The organism is Tenacibaculum litoreum, from assembly GCF_964513915.1.
GTDB lineage: Bacteria > Bacteroidota > Bacteroidia > Flavobacteriales > Flavobacteriaceae > Polaribacter > Polaribacter litoreum.
Genome location: NZ_CAZEQS010000002.1, coordinates 219,103 through 241,573, shown reverse-complemented (window position 1 = coordinate 241,573; position 22,471 = coordinate 219,103). Strand labels below are relative to the sequence as shown.

Genomic DNA, 22,471 nt, shown 5'->3' with positions numbered 1-22,471 from the left:
AAAAATATGACACAACAAATTGTATTAATTACAGGAGCTTTATTTGGTATGCTTGCTGTAATATTTGGAGCTTTTGGAGCACATGCTTTAAAGAAAATTTTAACTGAAGAACAATTAAAATCATTTGAAACAGGTGTAAAATATCAAATGTATCATGCACTCGTTTTATTATTCGCTGGAAGTTATTTTAATGTACCTAGTTCAGCAATATATTACGCTTTTGTAATTGGAGTTATACTGTTTTCCTTTAGCATTTATGGTTTAGTATTATCTGACGCAAAAGGTAAAAAAATGAAGTTTTTAGGTCCTATTACTCCTTTAGGTGGTTTACTACTAATTGTTGGATGGGCACTTTTAATATATAACATAAGCCAAACCATACACGTTTAATGTGTATGGTTTAGCTAACATGTATAAACAAAAATCATATTGTTAGTCAACACCTTGAGCGTCACTGATAATTCTATCAATAAATTCAGTTTTAATATATAATTGTCTAGCTAAGTTATATAGCACATCAACTTCAGCAGCATCTATGCTTCCATCCGCATAAGAAATAATAGATAAATCTCTTAGAATATTTAATTTTTGCATCACAGAAATTACAATGTCTAACTCTTTTGCTAGCGCTATAATCTCATCAATAATATCTTGCTCTGTTAATCCTTTAATAGTTAACATACACTGAGCAAAAACTGACGGAGATACCACACTACTCAACGCCTGTATTTCAGAATCATCAACAACTCCATCTGCCTTTGAAATCATATAACCACCTAAGAACATAAAACGTTGGATTTTTTCTGAATGTTCAGTTTCATTTCCTAAATCTTCTGGTTCCATTAACGACATAATTCGTTGTATTTCTAACTCCATCGCTTCCTCTGTTATTTCTCCATTAATTTCAGGATTGAATAACTCATACGTTTTACTCTTGTTAAACAACTCTAAAGCTTTAATACGAAGTGGGCTAAACGGGTGACTACTATACCAATCTGACGGATCGTGTGTGTCATCATTTAAAACTTCTTCTAAATCTGAAAACTGATTGATATACTCGGTTAATTTAAAATCTAAAGAATCAGAAGTTACTCCAGACGATAGTTTAAAGAATGTTCTTGCCGCCGCCTCAAAACTCTTACAGCATAGTAAACCAGCTCTATCGGCACTAATTTCAGCGTTACGATTCCATGCATATAATTTCATCGCATGAATCGGCGCTAAATCGTTTGCGCCTTCGTCTAAAATATGTTTTACTGGATAGTTAAAATGCTCGAATAATACATGTCCGATTTCATGACCAATAACAAAAGCTAACTCGTCTTTACTAAAACGCTCTAAAATTCCTGAAGTTAAAATAATGTACAGTTTATCTTTATCTGGCGGATAACATGATGCGTTGAATTTATCGTTTTGATACACAAAAAACTCTATATCTGCCTTTAATTTCAGCACCTCTTTACAGTGATTCCCAATTTCATGAAGTACAGGCGCTAACATTTTTGTTAAGCGTAAACTTGATTTTAACAAATGTCTTCTCGATTTAAAAACTGGATTGTTTTCTCGTATTTTTTCTAAAGTTTTTTGAATCAACTCATCCTCTTGAAACTCTAAAACATAATCACGATCACCGTCATACACCAACGCATTTAAATCAATGTCTGCTCTAGTGTTATCATACACCTCTTGAATATTCTCTGTTACATTTTTAAGGTTTAATTCGTTAATTTCTTCAATACGTTTTGTGTATTGTTCTGCTAATTCTTTAGCTACATTTTGAAAATGAACACTTGCTTGGTGAATTAACTCATTATCGCCTTTTTCTTGTGCAAGATTCAAATCTTCCATCATCTTATTTTGCGCCTGAGTTAATGCATCTTGATGCTCTTTTTCTAATTCTGATAGTGTGGTAGATTGATACATACTTTTTCTTTTTTAAGCTCCTACTGGAACTGTTGAGTTAGACAATTTTAACAACCTTCCTTTTAGGTCAAAAATTCCTAAAATTTGATCCTCTCCTTTTTTAGCAACGATATTATTTCCTGATACCTCAACCTCATATCCTTTTTGAGCTAAGTAACAAAACAATGCATGCTTGTGTTCAAAGTCCATTCGAGTAATTGTTTTTGAGAAATGTGAACAAATTAAAGCAGGAATGTTTATCTCTTTTTCATCAACCATATCCGTATATAATAAAACATACACAGTAAGTCCTTTAAAAGGTAATGGAGCGTAGCAGCTTGCCTGATTTACTCCTGTTGCTACGAATGAGAAATAATGTCCTGGATCGTGTTCTGTTTCTATTTTTGAGGAAAGTAAGTCTTCTATTCCATGGCGTTCTCCTAGAGCTTTCATTTGTAATGAAGCTTCTAAAAATTGTTCTGGAATACCACTTTGTTTATTTGCCCAAGCCCATAACCATGATTTTTCATTGTGAGAATATGTTCCTAATACCTGCATTTTAAAGGTAAGATCACCATAGGTTACCGTTCCCTGAAGCATATCACAATTCCAAGGTAAATCCTCAACAATATCTGCTAAGTTATCTTGCTTTTCAAAAGCTAAAGCTACATATTGATTATGCAACTGAGGTAAGCTCAACTTTATTGTGTTATCTCCCTTTCCTCCTACAATATTATTCGGATTTTCTGTACTCTCAACACTAGCTTCACTTCCTGCAAAATCTTCTAAATGAGTTTCTAAAAGGTGTACAATTCTTTCTGTTTTCTCTTCCACCTTATCAGCATTCATAATTGGACTGTGATTAATGGTTAACACCCCATCTACAAAAGTGATTGCTCTTTCTAAGTTATGTTCGTTATTTTCATTAACTATCCTTACTTCTTTTAATCCATTCTTTAGCAACTCTCCCCCAATTTCATCAATGTTTACAGCTTTGATTGCTTCAATTAACGGTTGAAAATATATTTTTGGAAACGTATCATTGTAAAGGTGCGAAAACTTATCTTCTACCAGTGTATCCCATGCTATGTTTAGTGATACGTTAAACCCTGCTTTATTGTTTATTTCCGCTTCTAATGCTGGAAACGATTCGTTTTTAAATGTTTGAACTGCTCTTTTTTCTTTAAGACCCATTTTTTAATAATTTTATTATTCTACAATACTTTTTCTATCTTTTCAATAAAAAGATTCTCTAATTCTTTTGGCAATACTTTAGTAATTACAACACCAATTTTCAACACACTTCCTTCTTTACTTACTTGTAATGTTTCTGTGTTAGTAATAGCAATAGTTTTTATTTCTTTCCATGCTACTAACCCCATTTCATCTTCTACTATTAGTTGTTTTGCTTTTAATAAGCTTGTAATAACATCTTTACAGTTTAATCGAGCATTTGCTTCTTGTAATACTAATTTTTCAAATGATAATTTGATAGTTGCTTCTAACAAAGGTTCTTGCTCAAGAATCCATCTTTTTAATTGTAAAGTACTAATGGGGTCTTCTCCTAACGGACGACTAATGCTTCCTTTAGATAAAGAAACTGCCATTTTTTTAGGATGTTTAATTCGTAAAACGGATACTTCTTGAAGATCGAAAAACAACACTTCTTGTTCTTCGGTTCTCATACATACAAATGTTTGATATTCTTCTTTTGTGATATCTACCACAAAACCTTCTATATAAAGTCCGTTTTTTAATGATAAAGCAACTTTTAATTGCTTCTTATCACTAAACATACTATGAATTATAGCTGCTGGTGATTGTGCTTTAAATTGATTGATATAATCTGTTTCCATAGCAATTTTGTTTTTTATTGTGAATTACTAGACTATAGGTTATTCTCTAATAAATCAACAAGCACATCTGTTCTATCTTGAACTTTATCTGCGTTTAAAATTGGACTATGGTTTACTTGTAAAACTCCTTCTTCAAAAGTATAAGCATGCGTTGGGTTGTGGTGATCGTCTTTGTTGGTAATAACTACTTTCTTTAACGATTCTGACAATGCTTCTTTCCCCATATCATCAGTTGCTATGGCTGAAAAAGCATCAATAAGTGGTTGGAAGTAAATTTTAGGGTAACTGTCATCATATAAGTGTAAAAACTTATCTTCAAACATGGTATCCCATTCTACATCTATTGTTACATCAAAACCTGCTGCATTGTTTATTTGCTCTTTTAATGCAGGATATTTTTCTTCTTGAAAAGTTTTTGTAAATCTTTTTTCTTTAAGTCCCATATGATTGTTTTTTAAGGTTACTTTCTATTATTTACCTCAAAACTACATGGAACTTTAGTACTCTTTTAATGAGTTTTATATGTGTTACTTTCTATTTTGTATTCGTATTAAAGTTCTCTAAAAACTGTTTTAAATACGTCTTCTTTCTTGATGATAAAGGAATGTTTTCTCCGCTTGATAATTTAACTGTATTAGCACTTACTGAAGCTAAATACTTTATATTAATTAAGTGAGATTGATGCACTCTAGCAAAGGCATGTGTACTTAAAATATTTTCATAATACTTTAAGTTTCTAGCACTCATTATTTTTTTATCTGTAGTATAAAAAAGCGTATAACTTCCGTCTGATTGACAGCGTACAATATCATCTACATGTAAAAAATGTTGCTCTTCGGTAGTTTTAATAAGTAATGTTTTTTGAGCTTCTTTTTTATCTAACTCATTTATTTTACTTAGTGCCTGTGTGTACTTTTTTTCTTTTTCAAAATCGGCTCTGAAACGCTCTACACAAGCATTTAATTCGTCAGAATCTATAGGTTTTAGTAAATAATCTACCGTGTCAAACTTAATTGCTTTTATAGCAAACTCATCGTAAGCTGTGGTAAATATCATTTTAAAGTTTATGGTTTCTAAGGCTTCTAATATTTGAAAAGCATTTCCACCAATCAGCTCGATATCTATAAATACCAAGTCTAAATTATTGTTACTCAAAAAGTCTATAGCCTCATCTACATTATCAATTTTAGCTACAATTTCTATATCTTTTTGTGTGTATTGCAACAATTTTGTTAATGTATTTAATGCATTAAACTCATCCTCTATTATAGCAGCTTTTATCATTTTATAACTTTAATTTAAATACAACTTTTGTTCCTGAAGGATTACCCTCTTTGTCATGCAAATCTTCTATAGTAAAAGATTTTTCTTCTCCTTTATTTCTTGTCTGTAGTCTTTCAATAAAAATATCGGTAGCGTGTAAATCTTTCGCAATTTTTTCTTGACTCTTTTTTTGTTTTCTTCCTACTCCATTATCTTCAATTTCAAAAAACAGTTCTTGTGCTGTTTTTCGAATATTGAGACTCAATATTCCTCCTGATTTCTTTTCTTTTAAACCATATTCAATAGCATTTTCAACAAAAGGTTGTAATAGCATTGGAGGTACTTTTACTTGTTTTGTATCACAGTTATCAGAAATATGTATGTGATAATTAAAACTATTATTGAAACGTAATTGCTGTGTATCTATATAGTTAGAAATCATAGCTAGCTCTTCTTCTAAGCTAATTTCTTCTTTCCGAACATAATCAAAATTTTGTCGAATGAGCTTTGAGAACTTAGCTATATAGTTTGAAGATTTTACAGGGTTTCCTTCTAAAGTAATGTTTTGAATCGCCGCTAAGGTGTTGAATATAAAATGTGGATTCATTTGAGCTCTTAGCAAACGTTGTTCTAATTTAGATGCTTTATTAGCTGCTCTTAGCTTGTTATTATATCCTATAAACAGGGCTGTAATTAGAATAAGTACCAACGATACAATTACACTAATTCCTAACCACCAATTTTGTTTGTTTATTTCTTTCTGATGGGTTAATGCTATTTCTTTTTCTTTGATTTTATAATTCACATTAGCAAAGTGAAGAAGCTTTTTATTTTGCTTTTTATTCTTTACCACCTCTATACTATCTCGTATTATTTGATGGTTCAATGCTTTTTGGTACTGTTTTTTAAGAATTGCTATTGATATTAGCTTATCTCGTATTTCTAATTCTTCTGAAAGGTTATTTTTACTCTTATAGATTGACATCGCTTTGTTGTAATTTACCTCTGCCGAATCTAGCTTATTGGCTACCAAAAAAAGAGTTCCCAAGCCTTTGTATGGAGCTCCATTAATTGTTTTAATTTTTTGATTAAGTTTTGCTGCTCCTCGTAAAAACTTCTCCGATTCTTCAAAACGTTTTGCTTCCAAATACGTGTACCCAATATTATTAAGAACACTAACAATCGTCTTAGGGTCTTTTGCTGACTCACCTAAAGCTAATGCTTCCGAAAACTGTTTTAGTGCTTTGTTATATTGTTTTAACTTCAAGTAAACTCCTGCAATATTACTTTTAATTGCTATGATTGAATTAGGATCGTTTGAATCTGTAAATAACTCCTCAGACCGTTTTATATAAAACAATGCTTTTTCATAATCTTTTAAAATAAAGTGAAGGTTGAATAGTTGATTATTTGCCTTAGCCTGCAATCTGGTATTTTCTATTTTCTTACCTATTTCTAAAGCTTCCAACGCGTACTTTTGAGCATCTTCTAACTCATTTAACTTCATACAGGTGGCACTTAATGTTATTAAGCTTCTTCCTTTATTATAATCGTCTTTTAGTTTTGTGAATAATCTATACGTTTCTAAATGAATGTTTTTTGCCTCTATTAATTTATCATTTAGGTAAAATAATTCTCCTTTACTAAACAATAGTAAAGCCCTGTTTTTAGAATTTTGTTTCTTTTCTAGTAAACTATCTATTTTTCTTAGCCCTTCTTTTGGTTTTTGCTGAGAAATACTATCAATAGTGTATAAATATTCTTGTAAGTTTTTGTCTACATTATTTCTCGTACATGCTGTAAAAACAAAGCAGATATAGGCAATATGTAAAAAGTATTTTTTCTTAAGCAAAGGCATTTTTCGTGAGTAATTAGCCAACTAAAATAATTATATATTTTCATTCCACCTCCATATCCATCACTTTAACAAAACGTTTATAAAATAATAGTATGCGATTATAAAACACCCAAAAATGAAAACGCAATTTCTATGATATTTGACTAAAAAATTAAATAATTAATAATGAGTACAGTTGAAACTATAGAAGAAGTTATTAAAACAGGATCTTGTGATTTAACAAGTTTTGAAAAGATTGAAGAGATTTCTAAACCTAAAGTTAGTATTGATGGAGCCTACCTTTTAATTTATAATTGGCCCGACGACCCTGATGGAGCTAACACTACTATTCACGTTGATCTTACCTATTTATTTATACATAACGATCAAGAATACAAAGCTATTACAAGAACTAAGTTTTATGATTTTGATGTTGCTAAGTTTGAAAACTTACCTAAAAAATACTTTATAACCGAATATCATAAATTAGTAGAGCAAGCTTTGATATTATCTAAACAAAAAATTGAAGAAAAATTTGAAGAACCTTTAAGCTCTATTATTCCGTTTAGTTTTAGCCGAGAAGATTCTATTTTATTAGCTATAAATGCAGGATATTCTAGACAGATTGATTACGTATAGACACCCAAACTAGGTGTTGATTATTCCCCTAATTCTCTCAGTTATCAATGTGCATTCATTGGTAACTGATTTTTTTAGTCCTTTAATACAAATTCATACAGTTTACTACTACCAATTTTATCAGCTTCATCTGTTATGTAAAGAGTTGTATTATCTTTAAAAGTAATACCTTCTTTTTGAGAAATATGATTGAATGTATATTCTTTTACATCTCCGCTAAAAAAATCGTCTCCGTTAAAATTAGTAAATACTAATACCGATTGATGTGTTAACAAGACCACTTTTTGTTTATCTGGCGATATCGTTGCTGCTGTAATTGCACAATGTACATCATCACAGTTTGAATATTCAGCTATATACTTAGCTGTATATTCTCCTTTTGTCGCAGGAACTTTGTACAGTATTGTTTTTCCGTACTTATTTTTAACCCTACTTTTTGTAAAAATGTAAAGAAACCCATCTTTATAAATTAAAGATTCTGCATCAAAAAAACGGTCTTTCTTTTTAGGCGGAAACTTAGTTTGATTGGGATATGAAAACTTTATTTTCTCCACCTCTACATTCTCTCCTTTTAACAATTCTTCTTCCTTAATTTTTAGAATTACTAAGTTCTTTCTTTTATTATTATTGTTACCAAAATCGGCGATGTATATGTTTCCTTCGCTATCAGAAGTTAGGTCTTCCCAATCGTGATTCTTTACTGCTAATACTCTTTTTTGTAAAATTTTTCCTTGGGTACTAACTTTAAACAATTCAGCTGCATTACCACTATCGTTATGCATCCATAGTACATTTAAGTTGTTGCTTTTCTCTACTCCAGAAACCTCTTTTAAATCTCCTGACAGGTACGACACTAACTTCAGTTCTCCATAATTGGTACAACTAGTAATTAAAAAAGTGGTTAATAATAAGAGAATTAGCTTTTTCATATCATAAGTTTTGTATCTATAAAAAAAATTATGTAAGTAAATATTATCTTTAATATCCTTAGTAAAAAAGGTATTTATTATTTTATACTCTTCTTTGTATAATTCTTGTAAAATTCTACTTCTATTAGTAGAACCACAAGAAGAAAAAATTAATATAATTAGAGTAAAATTAATTACACTTAGTACCTTTTGCATCGCTTTTCACATATATTTCATTGTTAATAATTTTTTGTATTGTTGTTTTTCCCGAATCACTTAACACTTGATAAGCTTATGAACTTTCCAATCCTCCCCACGACATGGCTTTATAGTAATCCATAGATTGTTGGTGATTGTCGTGAATAGATAAAATTATAAAAAATATGTCTAAAAGTTAACTTTCAGGCATATTAGCTTTTTTAATACACAGGGCGATTGTCTTCTTTTAAATAAGCTTTAATCACTATAGAGTCTCCTTGATTTAATGTAAACTCTTTTACATTTACAGAATATCTAGAAGGGAAAAAGAACCTTACATTAAACTTATTTTTAGGACTAGCGACAATATGCAACGGAACTGTTTTTTCTTCCTTATTAAAGTTTAAATCATAGTAAATATTATTTATTGTTAAACCTGCATTTAAATCATTTTTATATTCAAAATCATAAGCTTTAACATTGATACTTGAAAAACCACTTTTAGAAGTATATCTTTTTAAACTATATGTACCCTCCTCTATAATATTAACTCTTTTAGTTACTTTACATGAAGCATAAAGAATTAAAAAGGCTAGAATTATAACTGTTTTAATTACATTTAGTACTTTTTGCATCTTTAACATCTCTTAGATCAGTATTAACTTATCATAAAAAGTATATATAATTTTCCATTTACCTTTTTTCTTTTGCATTATGAAAACAGGAGTTTCAAATTTACTTTGCTTACAAAAAATAGCTAAATCATCAATAATCAAGGGCAAACTAATTAAGTACTCTTTTTTGTTAGTTAATTTTAAATTTTCACTTAAAATTCTATTCTTATCAATTTTGATTTTCTTTGAAGACAAAATTAATGTATGAAACTCTTCACGAACTTTCTTATTTAATAGAACCTTTAATGTATCTTCAGAAATGTATGACGGAATACCTCTAGATTCAATTATTGAGTCTATATTTTTTGAATTAAAATATCGAGCAATCTTTGTATCTATAAAAAATTTTTTGTGTAAGTAAATATTATCTTTAATACCCTTAGTAAAAAAGGTATTTATTATTTTATACTCTTCTTTGTATAATTCTTGTGAAATTCTACTTCTATTAGTAGAACCACAAGAAGAAAAAATTAATATAATTAAAGTAAAATTAATTACACTTAGTACTTTTTGCACCACTTTTATTGAATCTTTCATTTTTTTACTCTATCCAAACCGAATTAGCACAAATAGTTTCCCATTCTCCATTTACTTTTTGTAGTAATTTAAACTCTCCTCCATATGTTTGAGTGGAATAATAGATAGCCATAGTATTATTTCTAAATAAAATAGGCATGGAAATAAATGAGGTTACAAGTCGCTCCTTCTTCTTTGTTGTTTTCTCTTTAAGATTAGGAAATAATTTATCTATTCTCTGAACAGAAACACTTTTGACTTTTTGTTTTAAAAAAGCCACTTCTTCTTTAGGTATTTTAACTGGAGAGTCAACACCATTACTACATAAATAAAACTCTAAATATTCATTTTTTACATATGATTCTATAGGTATATTTCCTTCTTTTATTATTGTTTTATAATAAATATTTCCTCTTGATTTTTTTAAGACAGAACTCAGAACTTCATATTCAGCATTCATATTGTCAGCTGCCTCTTTGTAAGAAGAACAACTAGTTATAAAAATTACAACAATTATTATTTTAAGGACATTTTGTGCTTTTGGCATTACTATTGGCTTGTTATATTATTAATCTATTATATCATCATTTTTTAAATACGTCTTAATTATAATTGAATCTTTTTTCACAACTTTTACTTTCTTTATTCTATTGCTTTTACTACCAACAAAATGAAATGAAATGTCAAATTCATTCTCTGCCTTTACATCAAGTGCTATTGGAGAAAAGTCGTTATTCTCATATTTAAAATTAACATACACATTGTTTATCTCCGCAAAACCTCCAATCTTTTCTTTAGAATTATAATCATAAGCTTCTAAGGTTAACGTAGTACTCTTATTAGATTTTAATCTTTTTATACTGAAGAGTTCATCATTAACTAAAACATTTTTTGAAGTCTTACAACAATAAAAGCTTAGTAATAAGCTAACACTTAGTGCTTTTAATATGTTTTTCATTTTCTATAAACATCATAAATTAATCTACAATATTTTCGTCTGGTAAGTGAGCTTTGACGACTATAGAATCTTTTTCTTTAATAAGAAGTTTTATATCTATGCTTTGCTTACTTGGATAAAGTATTGACAAGTTATGTTTTCCTAACCCCAAACTAAATACTGTGCCTTCTAGATATACATTATTAATTACTTTGGTTGATGGTAATAACAGGTCTTTTTTAATATTATCATAAGTTTTTACTGTTACACCAGTAAAAAAACCTTTAGATTTATATCTTTCTATTTTATAGTTTTTATTGTTTGTATTATATTCTTTAGATGTTTTACATGATGTTATACAACAATAAAAGGTAAGTAGCAAACTAACACTTAGTGCTTTTTGCATTACTATTTGCAAGTCTTTCATTTTTTATGATTTTTTCAATTTTTGTTTTATCTGAATTACTTAAACTTTGGTAGGCACTAGACGATTCTAACCCACCCCAACCCATAGCAGCATAATACTCCATAGGCTGTTGATGATTGTCGTAAGCGGAATAAAAGAATAGGTTAAAAAAAGGAGTGGGTTTCCACCAGTCATGGTCGGATGATTTATTCTTCCAACCATGACTGAGCGTTCGCTAGCTTTTTTTATTATTTGATCACTTAACTCTCACTCTTTATTTTCTATTTTTAATCGATATACCATAATCAATTAAAAACAAAACACCTCCTACTAACAATATTAAGTACGAATAACCATGACTTATAACATAATATGTATCGTGTATATTTACAATTAGGTTTTTGTTAAACGTTATAATTAATAATATTAGCAACATTAGTACAATTATTATCTTATTTCTTCTATTCATAATTTTTTTCAATTTAGAAAAATGAAATCCTATAACAATCTGTAAAAAAGGCTTTCCTGAAATTAAATTCTTCATTTATTGTTAAATCAGGTATAGTTTCTTCTAAATACTGTAAAGGAAAAGCATTATAATTTAAAATTTCATTTATTTCTTTATTTATTATTCCCTCTATCTTGTCATTTAACTTAACATTAGAATAAATCTTTCTTTTTTCTAAACTTCCTTTTAACTCTACTATATGGTAAAATGGAATGAAAAAACTTATATAAATATTAATTGTATTGTATGACTTTTTATTTAAAATTATTTCTAACATAAAAGATGGAAAATTTCTATCACTTTCGTTTAATAAAACTTCTAAACCTAATAAATTTCTTAAATTTATGGCTAGTCTATTAAGTTTATCATTTTCAAAATAAGTCCATTTTTCCAATAGTTTCAAAAAATTTTTTCTCTCTATAGTTTCATCAAAATATAAATCCGATTCATTTATATTTTTAGGATAGTAATGATATGCACTAGTAATTAAAAAGTGTTCAAATAGATCTTTCATTGTTTTTATTTTTTTAATCACAGTTATCACTAAACCAAGTACTAGTTCTATATTTAGTAACAATTCCTGTAAACCCTAGAGGAGGTGTAAAGCTCGCACTTCCCCCAATAACTTCTCCATTCCTCATTTCATCTCTTAAGTATTCCCATATTTTAGCCCTGACCTGAGACTCAGTAGCATCGGTAGCTAAGAAGTAAGCTACTGCTCTTCTATGTGCCTGTTGCAAAGCATCTGCTGATAGTTCAGCTCCTCTTCCATTAGCTAAATTACCACCATTTACATCTGAGAATCTAGGGGTTGTAAAATAAATGGGTTGGCTAAATAATATATCTCTATTATGCCATGTTCCATAAGGGTCTTTATATTTTATCCTAAAAGTGATTCCTTTAACCCCAGCAGTCTGCGTATTGGTAGTTCCAACTTGGCTATAGTTAAAACTTTTACAACTTGGCGGTGCAACTACTTCCTCGCTTGTACTACTTGAAGAACCTCCACCGCCTCCTGGAGGTAATTGATCTTCATCTGATACATCATTTCCACATTCTCTTGTACTATATAAATACTCTCTATCAACTTCTATTCCATCAGCATAAGTAACTAAATACCAATTTACAACTTCACAATTTTCTCCTCTTCCTTGTAAATTAGCTTGTTTACTAGTTGAATATAAATTAAAACTACTAGTAAGTAAAGTGTTTGAACCTGAAAAAGTTATTTTATCAACATTTATACTTTCCTCAAAAATATTAGTTAATCTATCTGATACATAAACTTTAAATTCCTCTATATAATTTCCTTGAACTTCTTTTTGAAAGAGCAAGTAAGGGTATATGTACTTTATTTTACTATCATTCGAGTTTATTTGGACAGGAATATTATTTCCTACAGGCACATATACTTGTTCGTTAATAATTTTTGCTTTGTCCCAATTAGCATCCCCTATAAAAAAAGAGTTTTCTTCTAATAAAGTATTATGGTTTTTGTTAAACCATGCATGAGCTTTCGCTATTTCAGTATCAACAAATGTTGTAGTTTCATCTTGGCAGTTCCATAGCAACAGCGAAACCCCGAACAGGAAAACGCCTAGTTTTAAAAGGTTAGCAATTTGTTTCTTTCTTTTTTTCATACTATTTATAGTTTTAAAATTAGTTACAATTTTTTATTCAAAAGTAGTTGTTCATGGTTTTTTGCACAATAAGGGTTTCCCCTAATTGTTTTAGCTTCTTCTCGGGGATAACCCTGAGTTTTCTTTAACATTTTAGTATAAAAAACTAATAATCTGCTACTTGATTCCAAAATAAAGCATAAAAAATTAGAAACAGGTAAGTCAGTGACGTACTAAAAGTAAATCACTGACTTACTTTTTCAGTACGTCAATTGTACTGTTATCAGTATTTTAACTCTCAAAAAAAAGGCTTTTTGTACATTTTTTCATAGAAACCATCAGCGAAGCTCGCTGAACAATCCTCAACGCAACGGAACCATCAGCGAAACTCGCTGAACGTTCCTTTAAATAACAAAATTCTCCACAAGTATCTTCACAACCTACTTAGTAGGCAAACTTTAACAATTGTTAACTTTTTTAGAAACTTTTATACTCTTAAATTGCTAATGCTATGAAAGTTACCAAATCACTTTCTATAAATATTTAGTATTAATTTAAAAAATTAGCTTATGAACAGTCCGTATTTAAACCGGTATCGTAACGGTGAATATCTACAATACATGAAAGATATTTTACAACTTGTAAACTTACAAGATGTTGATGCATTAGCATTAACAAACCCCACTAACGAATTAACAACTATTGTTAATCGTATTGATTCTTTGTACCAACAAGTACAAGGTAGCAGCTTAACACAAGAAATAATAGCCCTTGACACTAGAAGAGATAAGGCTATTACAGGAATTAGAACACTTGTGAGTGCTTATGCAAATCATTTTAACGAAGCTACAATAAGTGCCGCAAACGCACTTCTTGCTACTGTAAATACCTATGGTACCGATATAGCTCGTAAAAGTTACCAAGAACAAACCGCTATCTTAGATAGTATTAGTAAAGATTTTGAAACTGAACCTGAGCTTATTCAGGCTATTTCTTTGCTTGATATAGCTACTTGGGTTGCTGAATTAAAAAATGCCAATACAGAGTTTTCTACCAAGTATATTGAGCGTGTAGGTGAAACAGCGGCTTCACCAGAAAACAATATTCAAGAGTTGCGTACTGAAGCTTCGCTTACTTACAGAAAACTTGTATTACACTTTGAAGCTCATGCAACGCTTTCAGAAAAAGAAGCCTACCCAACCTTACTTAATGAGATTGATGTGTTGGTTAAACAATATAATTTAGTAGTAGATAACAGATCCAAGTCTAGTACTCCTGCTACTGAAGAAGCATAACATTAGTTGATTTCGTATTTCTTTTATAGCATACAAAAAGGCTCCTGAATAACTCAGGAGCCTTTGATATGTTCTTATAATATATGATTATAAGGTTACTGTTTTTCCTATACTATTTGAGTAGGTTTTATTAGTAACAGTATCTACATAGTTCCAGTCAGTTTGTATACCTGCTGCTGTTACTGTAAGTTTCATATATCCTCTTTGAGAGAAATTACTGTATTGTAAATCATCTATCAACAAGCCTAATGCAGCTTCTAAATCTGTTGCAGATGCTCCTAAGTAGGTTTCTAACCCTGGTGATGATACCGAACTTGTAGCTACCTCTACTGCTACTTTTTCTCCTGAATTATTTTTCAAATCGCTATACCATGCATTGTGAGTATCTCCTGCTAGCACTACTACATTTTTACTTTTAAAGCTTGCTAAAATGCGTTCTCTTTCCATAAAATAACCATCCCAAGCATCTAAGTTATATGGTAGTACCGTTTCTATTCTTGCTCTCTCTTCTGCTGTTAACGTAGGATCGTTTTGTAAAGCTCTTGTTTTAATAGTTACCAACTCTGTAATAGAAGTTTTAAGCAAATTAAACGTTTCTTCACTTGCTGATCCTGTAGCAGATACTTCTGCCAATAGTTTTGCTAAAAGTGTTAGTAGTTCAGCAGGAATTAACATTTTCCCCATTAAAACTTGCTGTCCTATAATTTGCCATGTACTATTGCTAGCCGCTAGTTCACTTTCTAACCATCCTAATTGGGTAGTTCCTAAAAGGGTACGTTGTGGGTTTAACCATGCTTGCTGAAAAGCCGCTGCATCAAACTCGCCTTTTTCATTATAAAATGCTGAATATTCTAACTGCTTATCTCTTCCTACAATACGGGTATCTAGCATAATTAAATCTACCAGACTTCCAATTTTCAAGTTTCTGTAAATAATTGAATTATCTACCAAATTCGTCATGTTAGGTAAATACTCGCTGTATGCCTTTAATGCACTTTGTTTTCTTGAAGTAAAGCTTCCTTCATTTTCTTGATGATTTTCAGCTCCGTCTTTATACGTATCGTTTGCTACCTCATGATCGTCCCAAACACAGATAAAAGGTTTTCTTCTATGTAACTCTTTTAATTGCTCGTCTGAACGGTATTGACGGTAACGAGTACGATAATCATCTAACGAAATAATTTCTCCTTTTGGTTCTGGTGTTCTAAACGAACCGTAAGTGTTCTCACCATACTCGTATATGTAGTCTCCCAGATGGATAACAACATCTGCATCCGATTTTTTTATCTCTTCATATACGTTAAAATAGCCATAAGCAAAGTTTGCACAAGATGCTACTGACAATTTTACTTCGCTAATTGATTCGCTAAACGTTAGGGTTTCTCCTACTGGTGATGTTGCTTTATCGTCAACACTTACAAAACGGTAGTATAACTTTTGTCCTGCATCTAAATCTTTAATTTCAACAGCTACGGTAAAATCTCTTGAAGCATCGGTAGTTACTTCTGCTTGACGAACAACCTCTTTAAAGTTTTTGTCTTTTGCTATTTGCCAAATTAAGGTTGCTGAAGTGTTTTTGGTGCTATAACGAGTCCAGATGATAACTTGTGAGTTTGTAGGATCAAAACTAGCAACTCCTTGCTCAAAGTTTTTCTCTGCTAAGTTATCTGGAATAGGTAGTTCATCAATATCATCATCTTTACAACTAATAAAATTAGGAACTAAAAGTAGTCCTCCAGTTGCTAATAATGAGTTTCTTAAAAAGCTTCTTCTTTTAATGTTAGTCTTCATACGTAGGGGTCATTTAATTTTCCTGCATAAGTACTATTTCAACGTTGCTTTAACGTTAACTAACCTTTACCAAATAAATGAAGTTACTACCAGCCTCCTGTGGCTCCACCACCACCAAAGCCTCCGCCTCCGAAACCTCCGCCGAAGCCGCCTCCGCCTCCAAAGCCACCTGACGATCCTCCACCGAAGCTTCCTCCGCCAAAACCGCCTCTACCAGCGTTGCTTAAAATAATGGTTTCTAAAATACCTCTTGCTACATCCGATTTTCTATAGCCTCTTCCTCCTCCACGGTTTCCTCTACTTCCGCTTGAAATAATGATAAAGAATACTACCAGAATGATGATAAAGATAATAAAGCTAAAGTCTGTTTTTTTAGATTGCTTTCTAGAGCCTTTGTATTCACCACTCATTACTTTAAAAACAGCATCTACTCCACTGTTTAACCCAGCGTAATAGTCACCTTGTTTAAAGTAAGGAATAATGTCGTACTCTATAATTTGTCGAGAAACATAATCGGTTAATAAGTGCTCTGTTCCATAACCTGTTCGTATCGTTACTTTACGATCATCTTTTGCCAATAACATGAACACTCCATTGTCTTCCTTCTTTTGTCCTATTTCCCATTTGTGTGCCCAGTTGGTAGCTAAATATCCTATTTCTTCTCCTTTAGTTGAGCTTATAATTGCTACCACTACTTGGGTTGAAGTGGTATCAGCATACCTAATCAGCTTATTTTCTAAACTTTTCTTTTGATTGGGTGATAAAAGATTAATATAATCGTAAACACTTGTTTGCTCTTTAGGTGTCTCAGGAATTTGAAACCCTTGTGAGAAAAGAGTGTGTCCACATAAAAATGCAATAAAAAAAAGAACAACTTTTACCTTCTGTAACTTGTTTGTTCTTTTATATAATGACGTTTTATTTTTTATCATATTTCTTCCTTCTGTGAAGGTTTTAGCCTTTTGATATTTCATTGCTTAGCTCATCTTCATCATCTGTAGTCCATGGAAAGTGAGCCTGTAATTCTTTTCCTGCTTTTAGCACACCATCTATAATTCCTTGTTTAAAGTTTCCTTGTTTAAACTGATTTTGGATGGCTTCTTTGGTTGTTTCCCAAAAGTTTTCTGGAACTACCTTATTAATACCTTCATCACCATAAATCACAAATTTATGATCGTCAACGGCAATGTACAATAACACACCGTTTCGTTGCTGAGTATTAAACATTTTAAGCATTTGAAATACTTCTAGTGCTCGGTCGTAATGAGAAACATCAGTAGTTTTCTCTATATGTACACGAATTTCACCAGAAGTATTTCGTTCTGCTTCTCTAATAGCCTGAACGATTTCCTCTTCTTCTTTGGCAGTAAGAAAATCTTCTACTTTAGACATATATTTTTAGAATTTAAAATCTACATCAGGAGCATTCTCTGAACCTGCATCTGATTTATAACGTGTCATTTCTGTTAAATTGAACATACCTGCTAGCATGTTTCCTGGGAACATTTTAATGTGCTTATTGTAAATGTTTACAGCTTCGTTGTAACGATCACGTGCTACATTAATTCTATTTTCTGTTCCTTCTAACTGACTTTGTAATTCTAAGAAGTTTTTGTTTGCTTTGATATCTGGGTAACGTTCTACAGACACTAATAATTTAGATAAAGCTCCGCTTAACCCTGTTTGTGCTTGTTGAAATTGTGCCATTTTTTCTGGCGTTAAATCTCCTGCATTAATATTTACTGAGGTTGCTTTTGCTCTTGCATTAATTACGTCTGTTAACGTACTTTTTTCAAAATCGGCTGCTCCTTGTACAGTCTTTACTAAGTTACCAATTAAATCATTTCTTCGTTGGTAAGAACTCTCTACATTAGACCATGTAGTTTTAGCATCTTCTTGGTATGTTATTGCTGTATTATAGAATCCTTTTGCCCATGAATAAATTCCAAATACTAAAACTCCTATAATAATTAAAGGCACTAACCATTTTTTCATAATTTTTGATTTTTTGTAATTATAATTGATTTTTGATTTTTATTAACTCTGCTTTTACAGTTTCTAATCTACTAATAATTTCCTGATTATTTAAGACTCCTTCTGGGTTTTTCTTTAGTTTTTGTTTTGCGCCATCTAAAGTAAAACCTCTTTCTTTTACAAGGTTGTAAATAATTTTAAAGTTTTTTACGTCTTCTTGTGTAAACAACCGATCGCCTTTGGCGTTTTTTTTAGGATTGATGATTTCAAACTCTTTATCCCAAAATCGTATAAGTGAACTATTCACCCCAAAAGCTTTAGCAACTTCTCCTATTTTATAATATCGTTTATCGGGTAAGTCTACATACATTTTTCACAGCTTGTTACGTGTTTAGTCATACGACTGACCTTTTTGTTGTGAAGCTTTTTGCATAGCTGCAAACTCTTCTGGAGTTAAATCTCCGTAATAATAGTAAATAGGGTTTACTGGTCTACCATTTTTATGTACTTCGTAATGTAAATGTGGTGCTGCTGAACGCCCTGTGTTTCCAACATAACCTATTAAATCACCACGCTTTACTTTTTGTCCTCTCCTGGCTAAAATTTTACTCATGTGAGCATAAATGGTTTCATAACCATATCCATGATCAATATAAACCACTTTACCAAAAGTAGAACTTCTATGTGCTTTTTTTACAATACCATTTCCTGATGCAAAAATTGGAGTACCTGTTGGCGCAGTAAAATCCATTCCGTTATGCATACGCCACGACTTTAATATAGGGTGTAAACGCATACCATAACCTGATGCCATTCTTTTTAAATCTTGATTTTTTACAGGCTGAATCGCTGGTATTGAAGCTAACATTTTTTCTTTTTCTTTAGCTAACTCTACAATTTCATCTAACGATTTAGATTGTACTACCATTTGCTTTGATAAAATATCTAACTCTTTGGTTACTTTTTTTACCATTGAGCTATTATCAAAACCATCTAAGTGTTTGTACCTATTTACACCACCAAAACCTGCTTTTCGTTGCTCTTCAGGGATTGGACTTGCCTCAAAATAGGTTCTATAAATATTGTTATCTCTTTCTTGTAAATCGGTTAAGATTTCAGCACTTTCTTCCATTTTTTTAGAAAGTAACTCGTAATGTAATTTTAAGTTTTCTAATTCTCTCTTCTGAGCTCGCTCTTTTGGAGACATTAAAAACTGGCTAAAACCTATAAAACCAAAAAAAGCAATTAATAAAAAACTAAGTAGCCCCAAGAAAGTTTTCTTATACTTTTCACTTCTCTTAACCTCTATCTTTCTATATGATAAAGTGTCTGGGTCATAATAATATTTTACTTTTGCCATAATGCTAAATGTACTATTTTTGTGCTTTTTAAATTAAGCATCCTTTGAGGGGATGTACAATTTGAAAACTCACAAATTTACAAAATCTTTTAAAACTTCTTTTTACAAGCAGTTTTTTAAACATATTTTAACAAAATACAGATACCCAGAGTTGTATGAAATCTCAAGATATTAGAGCTAAATTTTTAGATTTTTTTAAATCAAAACAACACGAAATAGTTCCTTCAGCACCCATGGTGTTAAAGAACGATCCTACTTTAATGTTTACCAACGCTGGTATGGTACCATTTAAAGAGTTTTTCTTAGGAAACTCAACTCCTAAAAATGGTAGAGTTTCTGATACTCAAAAGTGTTTACGTGTTTCTGGTAAACACAACGATTTGGAAGAGGTTGGTTATGATACCTACCACCACACCATGTTTGAAATGTTAGGTAACTGGAGTTTTGGTGATTATTTTAAGAAAGAAGCTATTGCTTGGGCTTGGGAGTTATTAACTGAAGTTTATAAAGTAGATAAAGACATTTTATACGTAACTGTTTTTGAAGGTGATGAAAAGGACGGTACAAAAATGGATCAAGAAGCATACGATATTTGGAAGCAATACATTGCTGAAGATCGTATCTTAATGGGAAACAAAAAAGATAACTTCTGGGAAATGGGTGAACAAGGTCCTTGTGGTCCGTGTTCTGAAATTCATGTTGATATTCGTTCCGCAGAAGAAAAAGCTAAAATTGATGGAAAATCGTTAGTAAACGAAGATCATCCTCAGGTTGTTGAAATTTGGAACTTGGTATTCATGCAATACAATCGTAAAGCAGATGGTTCTTTAGTAGAGCTTCCAGCGAAACATATCGATACCGGTATGGGATTTGAGCGTTTATGTATGGTATTACAAGGAGTTCAGTCTAACTACGATACCGATGTATTTACTCCTTTAATTAGAGAAATAGAAACAATTACTGGTACTACTTATGGTAAAGATGAAAAAATTGACATTGCTATTCGTGTAATTGCTGATCACGTTCGTGCTGTTGCTTTTGCAATTGCAGATGGTCAATTACCAAGTAATAATGGTGCAGGTTATGTAATACGTAGAATTTTACGTCGTGCTATTCGCTACGGGTTTACTTTCTTAAACAAAAAAGAGCCTTTTATTTATAAGTTAGTAGAAACCTTAGCTCATCAAATGGGAGGTGCATTCCCTGAAATTAGAAAACAAAACACTTTAGTACACAATGTTATTAAGGAAGAAGAAACTTCTTTCTTACGTACATTAGACCAAGGGTTATTATTATTAGATCAAGTTATTGCAACTACTAATGGTAAAACTGTTTCTGGTAAACGTGCTTTTGAATTATACGACACTTACGGATTCCCTCTTGATTTAACACAGTTAATCGCTCGTGAAAAAGGATATGAAATCAATGAGGAAGAATTTAATGCAGGTATGAAAGCTCAAAAAGAGCGTTCTCGTGCTGCTTCTGCTAGTGAAACTGGTGATTGGGTTGTTTTATTAGAAGATGATGTTGAAGAGTTTATTGGTTACGATATATTAACCACTAATGTTAAACTAACTCGTTATAGAAAAGTTACTACTAAAAAAGATGGTGATCAATACCAACTAGTGTTTAACATGACTCCTTTTTATCCTGAAGGTGGTGGGCAAGTTGGTGACAGAGGGTATGTTGAATCTCCTAATGGTGATATTATTTACGTGCTTGACACCAAAAAAGAGAATAATGTTATTATTCATTTTACAAAGAATTTACCTAAAAACTTAAACGAAACTTTTAAAGCTGTTGTAAATAAAGAGCATAGACGTTTAGCTGCTAGTAACCACTCGGCTACACACTTATTACACCAAGCTTTACGTACTATTTTAGGTGACCATGTAGAACAAAAAGGTTCGTTGGTTAGTCCTGATTATTTACGTTTTGACTTTTCTCACTTCTCTAAAGTAGACAGTGATCAATTAGAGGCTGTTGAGGAATTCGTAAATGCTCGTATTCGTGAAAATCTTCCATTACAAGAGCAAAGAAATATCCCAATGCAACAAGCTATTGACGAAGGTGCTGTAGCTTTATTTGGTGAAAAATATGGTGATAGTGTTCGTACCATTCGTTTTGGACAATCAATGGAATTATGTGGAGGTACGCACGTGCAACAAACTGGTGATATTTGGTATTTCAAAATAAAATCAGAAGGTGCTGTTGCAGCTGGAATTAGAAGAATTGAAGCAATTACCAATGTTGCTGTTGGTGATTATTTTGAAGATGTTGAGCGCAACTACGACGCTATAAAGCAATTATTGAAAAACCCTAAAGACGTTGCTAAATCGGTTAGTAGTTTACAAGATGAAAATACTGCTTTAAAAAAGCAAGTTGAGCAACTATTAAAGGATAAAGCTAAAAACATGAAAGGTGAACTTAAAAACCAATTACAAGAAGTAAATGGAGTTCAGTTCTTAGCAACTAAAGTAGATTTAGACCCTAACAGCATTAAAAACTTATTATTTGAGTTAGGTGGAGAAATTAACAATTTATTTGTAGTATTTGCTACTGCTCCTTCTGCTGAAAAGGCAATGTTAACTTGTTATATTTCTAAAGAGTTGGCTAATGAAAAAGGGTATGATGCTGGAAAGGTAGTTAGAGAGTTAGGAAAACTAATCCACGGTGGTGGAGGTGGACAAAATTTCTTTGCAACTGCTGGTGGTAAAAACCCTGGTGGAATTCCAAAAGCATTAGAGAGAGCTAAAGATTATATCGCTTAATACATACTAAAAAAGGT

General features: G+C 31.3%; 24 protein-coding genes. 4 read left to right on the top strand and 20 right to left on the bottom strand.

Features of this window, described 5'->3' with window-relative positions; genetic code table 11:
- The first annotated feature begins 6 nt into the window (after nucleotides 1-6).
- A complete protein-coding gene (locus tag ACKTTR_RS02390) occupies nucleotides 7-390 on the top strand; it encodes a DUF423 domain-containing protein (RefSeq protein WP_408026354.1) in 384 nt (127 codons plus the stop codon).
- Between the two features lie 42 nt (nucleotides 391-432).
- On the opposite strand, the gene ACKTTR_RS02385 is transcribed toward ACKTTR_RS02390, so the two are convergent.
- From ACKTTR_RS02385 to ACKTTR_RS02360, 6 genes are all read right to left on the bottom strand, one after another.
- Entirely contained in the window at nucleotides 433-1,923 is a 1,491-nt protein-coding gene (locus ACKTTR_RS02385; RefSeq protein ID WP_408026353.1) for a M48 family metallopeptidase, read from the bottom strand.
- A 12-nt stretch (nucleotides 1,924-1,935) separates the two neighbouring features.
- Nucleotides 1,936-3,096, bottom strand: coding sequence for a DUF6882 domain-containing protein (locus ACKTTR_RS02380; RefSeq protein ID WP_408026352.1), 1,161 nt, complete (start codon nucleotides 3,094-3,096; stop codon nucleotides 1,936-1,938).
- A 20-nt stretch (nucleotides 3,097-3,116) separates the two neighbouring features.
- Nucleotides 3,117-3,758: a hypothetical protein gene (locus tag ACKTTR_RS02375; RefSeq protein WP_408026351.1), complete on the bottom strand. Its 642-nt coding sequence runs from the start codon at nucleotides 3,756-3,758 to the stop codon at nucleotides 3,117-3,119.
- 32 nt (nucleotides 3,759-3,790) lie between these two features.
- Nucleotides 3,791-4,201: a hypothetical protein gene (locus ACKTTR_RS02370; RefSeq protein WP_274633299.1), complete on the bottom strand. Its 411-nt coding sequence runs from the start codon at nucleotides 4,199-4,201 to the stop codon at nucleotides 3,791-3,793.
- A 91-nt stretch (nucleotides 4,202-4,292) separates the two neighbouring features.
- Nucleotides 4,293-5,042 carry a LytR/AlgR family response regulator transcription factor gene (locus tag ACKTTR_RS02365; protein ID WP_408026350.1) on the bottom strand — a complete coding sequence of 250 codons (750 nt, stop codon included), beginning with the start codon at nucleotides 5,040-5,042 and terminating at the stop codon, nucleotides 4,293-4,295.
- Between the two features lies 1 nt (nucleotide 5,043).
- Entirely contained in the window at nucleotides 5,044-6,879 is a 1,836-nt protein-coding gene (locus ACKTTR_RS02360) for a tetratricopeptide repeat-containing sensor histidine kinase (protein WP_408026349.1), read from the bottom strand.
- A gap of 165 nt (nucleotides 6,880-7,044) precedes the next feature.
- On the opposite strand from ACKTTR_RS02360, the gene ACKTTR_RS02355 reads away from it, so the two are divergent.
- Nucleotides 7,045-7,497, top strand: a complete 453-nt coding sequence (locus tag ACKTTR_RS02355; protein WP_408026348.1) for a hypothetical protein — start codon at nucleotides 7,045-7,047, stop codon at nucleotides 7,495-7,497.
- Between the two features lie 74 nt (nucleotides 7,498-7,571).
- On the opposite strand, the gene ACKTTR_RS02350 is transcribed toward ACKTTR_RS02355, so the two are convergent.
- The 8 genes from ACKTTR_RS02350 to ACKTTR_RS02315 all read right to left on the bottom strand — a co-directional run bounded on the left by ACKTTR_RS02350 (nucleotide 7,572) and on the right by ACKTTR_RS02315 (nucleotide 13,284).
- The gene (locus ACKTTR_RS02350) at nucleotides 7,572-8,621 is read right to left on the bottom strand and encodes a hypothetical protein (RefSeq protein WP_408026347.1); all 1,050 of its coding nucleotides are present in this window, start codon (nucleotides 8,619-8,621) and stop codon (nucleotides 7,572-7,574) included.
- Nucleotides 8,622-8,824: 203 nt separating this feature from the next.
- The gene (locus ACKTTR_RS02345; RefSeq protein ID WP_408026346.1) at nucleotides 8,825-9,238 is read right to left on the bottom strand and encodes a hypothetical protein; all 414 of its coding nucleotides are present in this window, start codon (nucleotides 9,236-9,238) and stop codon (nucleotides 8,825-8,827) included.
- A 12-nt stretch (nucleotides 9,239-9,250) separates the two neighbouring features.
- Nucleotides 9,251-9,814 (bottom strand): hypothetical protein, encoded by a 564-nt coding sequence (locus ACKTTR_RS02340; protein ID WP_408026345.1) that lies wholly within the window; start codon nucleotides 9,812-9,814, stop codon nucleotides 9,251-9,253.
- A gap of 4 nt (nucleotides 9,815-9,818) precedes the next feature.
- Nucleotides 9,819-10,340 carry a hypothetical protein gene (locus tag ACKTTR_RS02335; protein ID WP_408026344.1) on the bottom strand — a complete coding sequence of 174 codons (522 nt, stop codon included), beginning with the start codon at nucleotides 10,338-10,340 and terminating at the stop codon, nucleotides 9,819-9,821.
- A 21-nt stretch (nucleotides 10,341-10,361) separates the two neighbouring features.
- Nucleotides 10,362-10,751, bottom strand: a complete 390-nt coding sequence (locus ACKTTR_RS02330) for a hypothetical protein (RefSeq protein WP_408026343.1) — start codon at nucleotides 10,749-10,751, stop codon at nucleotides 10,362-10,364.
- A 19-nt stretch (nucleotides 10,752-10,770) separates the two neighbouring features.
- Nucleotides 10,771-11,157, bottom strand: coding sequence for a hypothetical protein (locus ACKTTR_RS02325; RefSeq protein WP_408026342.1), 387 nt, complete (start codon nucleotides 11,155-11,157; stop codon nucleotides 10,771-10,773).
- Nucleotides 11,158-11,618: 461 nt separating this feature from the next.
- A complete protein-coding gene (locus tag ACKTTR_RS02320; RefSeq protein WP_408026341.1) occupies nucleotides 11,619-12,158 on the bottom strand; it encodes a hypothetical protein in 540 nt (179 codons plus the stop codon).
- Between the two features lie 13 nt (nucleotides 12,159-12,171).
- Nucleotides 12,172-13,284: a hypothetical protein gene (locus ACKTTR_RS02315; RefSeq protein WP_408026340.1), complete on the bottom strand. Its 1,113-nt coding sequence runs from the start codon at nucleotides 13,282-13,284 to the stop codon at nucleotides 12,172-12,174.
- 548 nt (nucleotides 13,285-13,832) lie between these two features.
- Here ACKTTR_RS02315 and ACKTTR_RS02310 point away from each other — a divergent pair.
- The gene (locus ACKTTR_RS02310; RefSeq protein ID WP_408026339.1) at nucleotides 13,833-14,558 is read left to right on the top strand and encodes a DUF6261 family protein; all 726 of its coding nucleotides are present in this window, start codon (nucleotides 13,833-13,835) and stop codon (nucleotides 14,556-14,558) included.
- Nucleotides 14,559-14,645: 87 nt separating this feature from the next.
- Here the strand turns inward: ACKTTR_RS02310 and ACKTTR_RS02305 are convergent, their stop codons facing one another.
- The 6 genes from ACKTTR_RS02305 to ACKTTR_RS02280 all read right to left on the bottom strand — a co-directional run bounded on the left by ACKTTR_RS02305 (nucleotide 14,646) and on the right by ACKTTR_RS02280 (nucleotide 19,683).
- On the bottom strand, nucleotides 14,646-16,349 hold the full coding sequence (locus tag ACKTTR_RS02305; RefSeq protein WP_408026338.1) for an alkaline phosphatase D family protein: 1,704 nt from the start codon (nucleotides 16,347-16,349) through the stop codon (nucleotides 14,646-14,648).
- 86 nt (nucleotides 16,350-16,435) lie between these two features.
- Complete coding sequence (locus ACKTTR_RS02300) at nucleotides 16,436-17,323, bottom strand: TPM domain-containing protein (RefSeq protein ID WP_408026337.1); 888 nt, start codon at nucleotides 17,321-17,323, stop codon at nucleotides 16,436-16,438.
- The gene (locus tag ACKTTR_RS02295) at nucleotides 17,304-17,741 is read right to left on the bottom strand and encodes a TPM domain-containing protein (protein WP_408026336.1); all 438 of its coding nucleotides are present in this window, start codon (nucleotides 17,739-17,741) and stop codon (nucleotides 17,304-17,306) included. The genes ACKTTR_RS02300 and ACKTTR_RS02295 overlap by 20 nt, the downstream gene beginning before the upstream one ends.
- Nucleotides 17,742-17,747: 6 nt before the next feature.
- A complete protein-coding gene (locus ACKTTR_RS02290; RefSeq protein ID WP_408026335.1) occupies nucleotides 17,748-18,344 on the bottom strand; it encodes a LemA family protein in 597 nt (198 codons plus the stop codon).
- 19 nt (nucleotides 18,345-18,363) lie between these two features.
- Nucleotides 18,364-18,693, bottom strand: a complete 330-nt coding sequence (locus tag ACKTTR_RS02285; RefSeq protein ID WP_047790038.1) for a MerR family transcriptional regulator — start codon at nucleotides 18,691-18,693, stop codon at nucleotides 18,364-18,366.
- Nucleotides 18,694-18,714: 21 nt separating this feature from the next.
- Nucleotides 18,715-19,683 (bottom strand): M23 family metallopeptidase, encoded by a 969-nt coding sequence (locus tag ACKTTR_RS02280; protein WP_408026334.1) that lies wholly within the window; start codon nucleotides 19,681-19,683, stop codon nucleotides 18,715-18,717.
- Nucleotides 19,684-19,838: 155 nt separating this feature from the next.
- On the opposite strand from ACKTTR_RS02280, the gene alaS reads away from it, so the two are divergent.
- Nucleotides 19,839-22,454 carry an alanine--tRNA ligase gene (alaS, locus tag ACKTTR_RS02275; RefSeq protein ID WP_408026333.1) on the top strand — a complete coding sequence of 872 codons (2,616 nt, stop codon included), beginning with the start codon at nucleotides 19,839-19,841 and terminating at the stop codon, nucleotides 22,452-22,454.
- Nucleotides 22,455-22,471 lie beyond the last annotated feature (17 nt).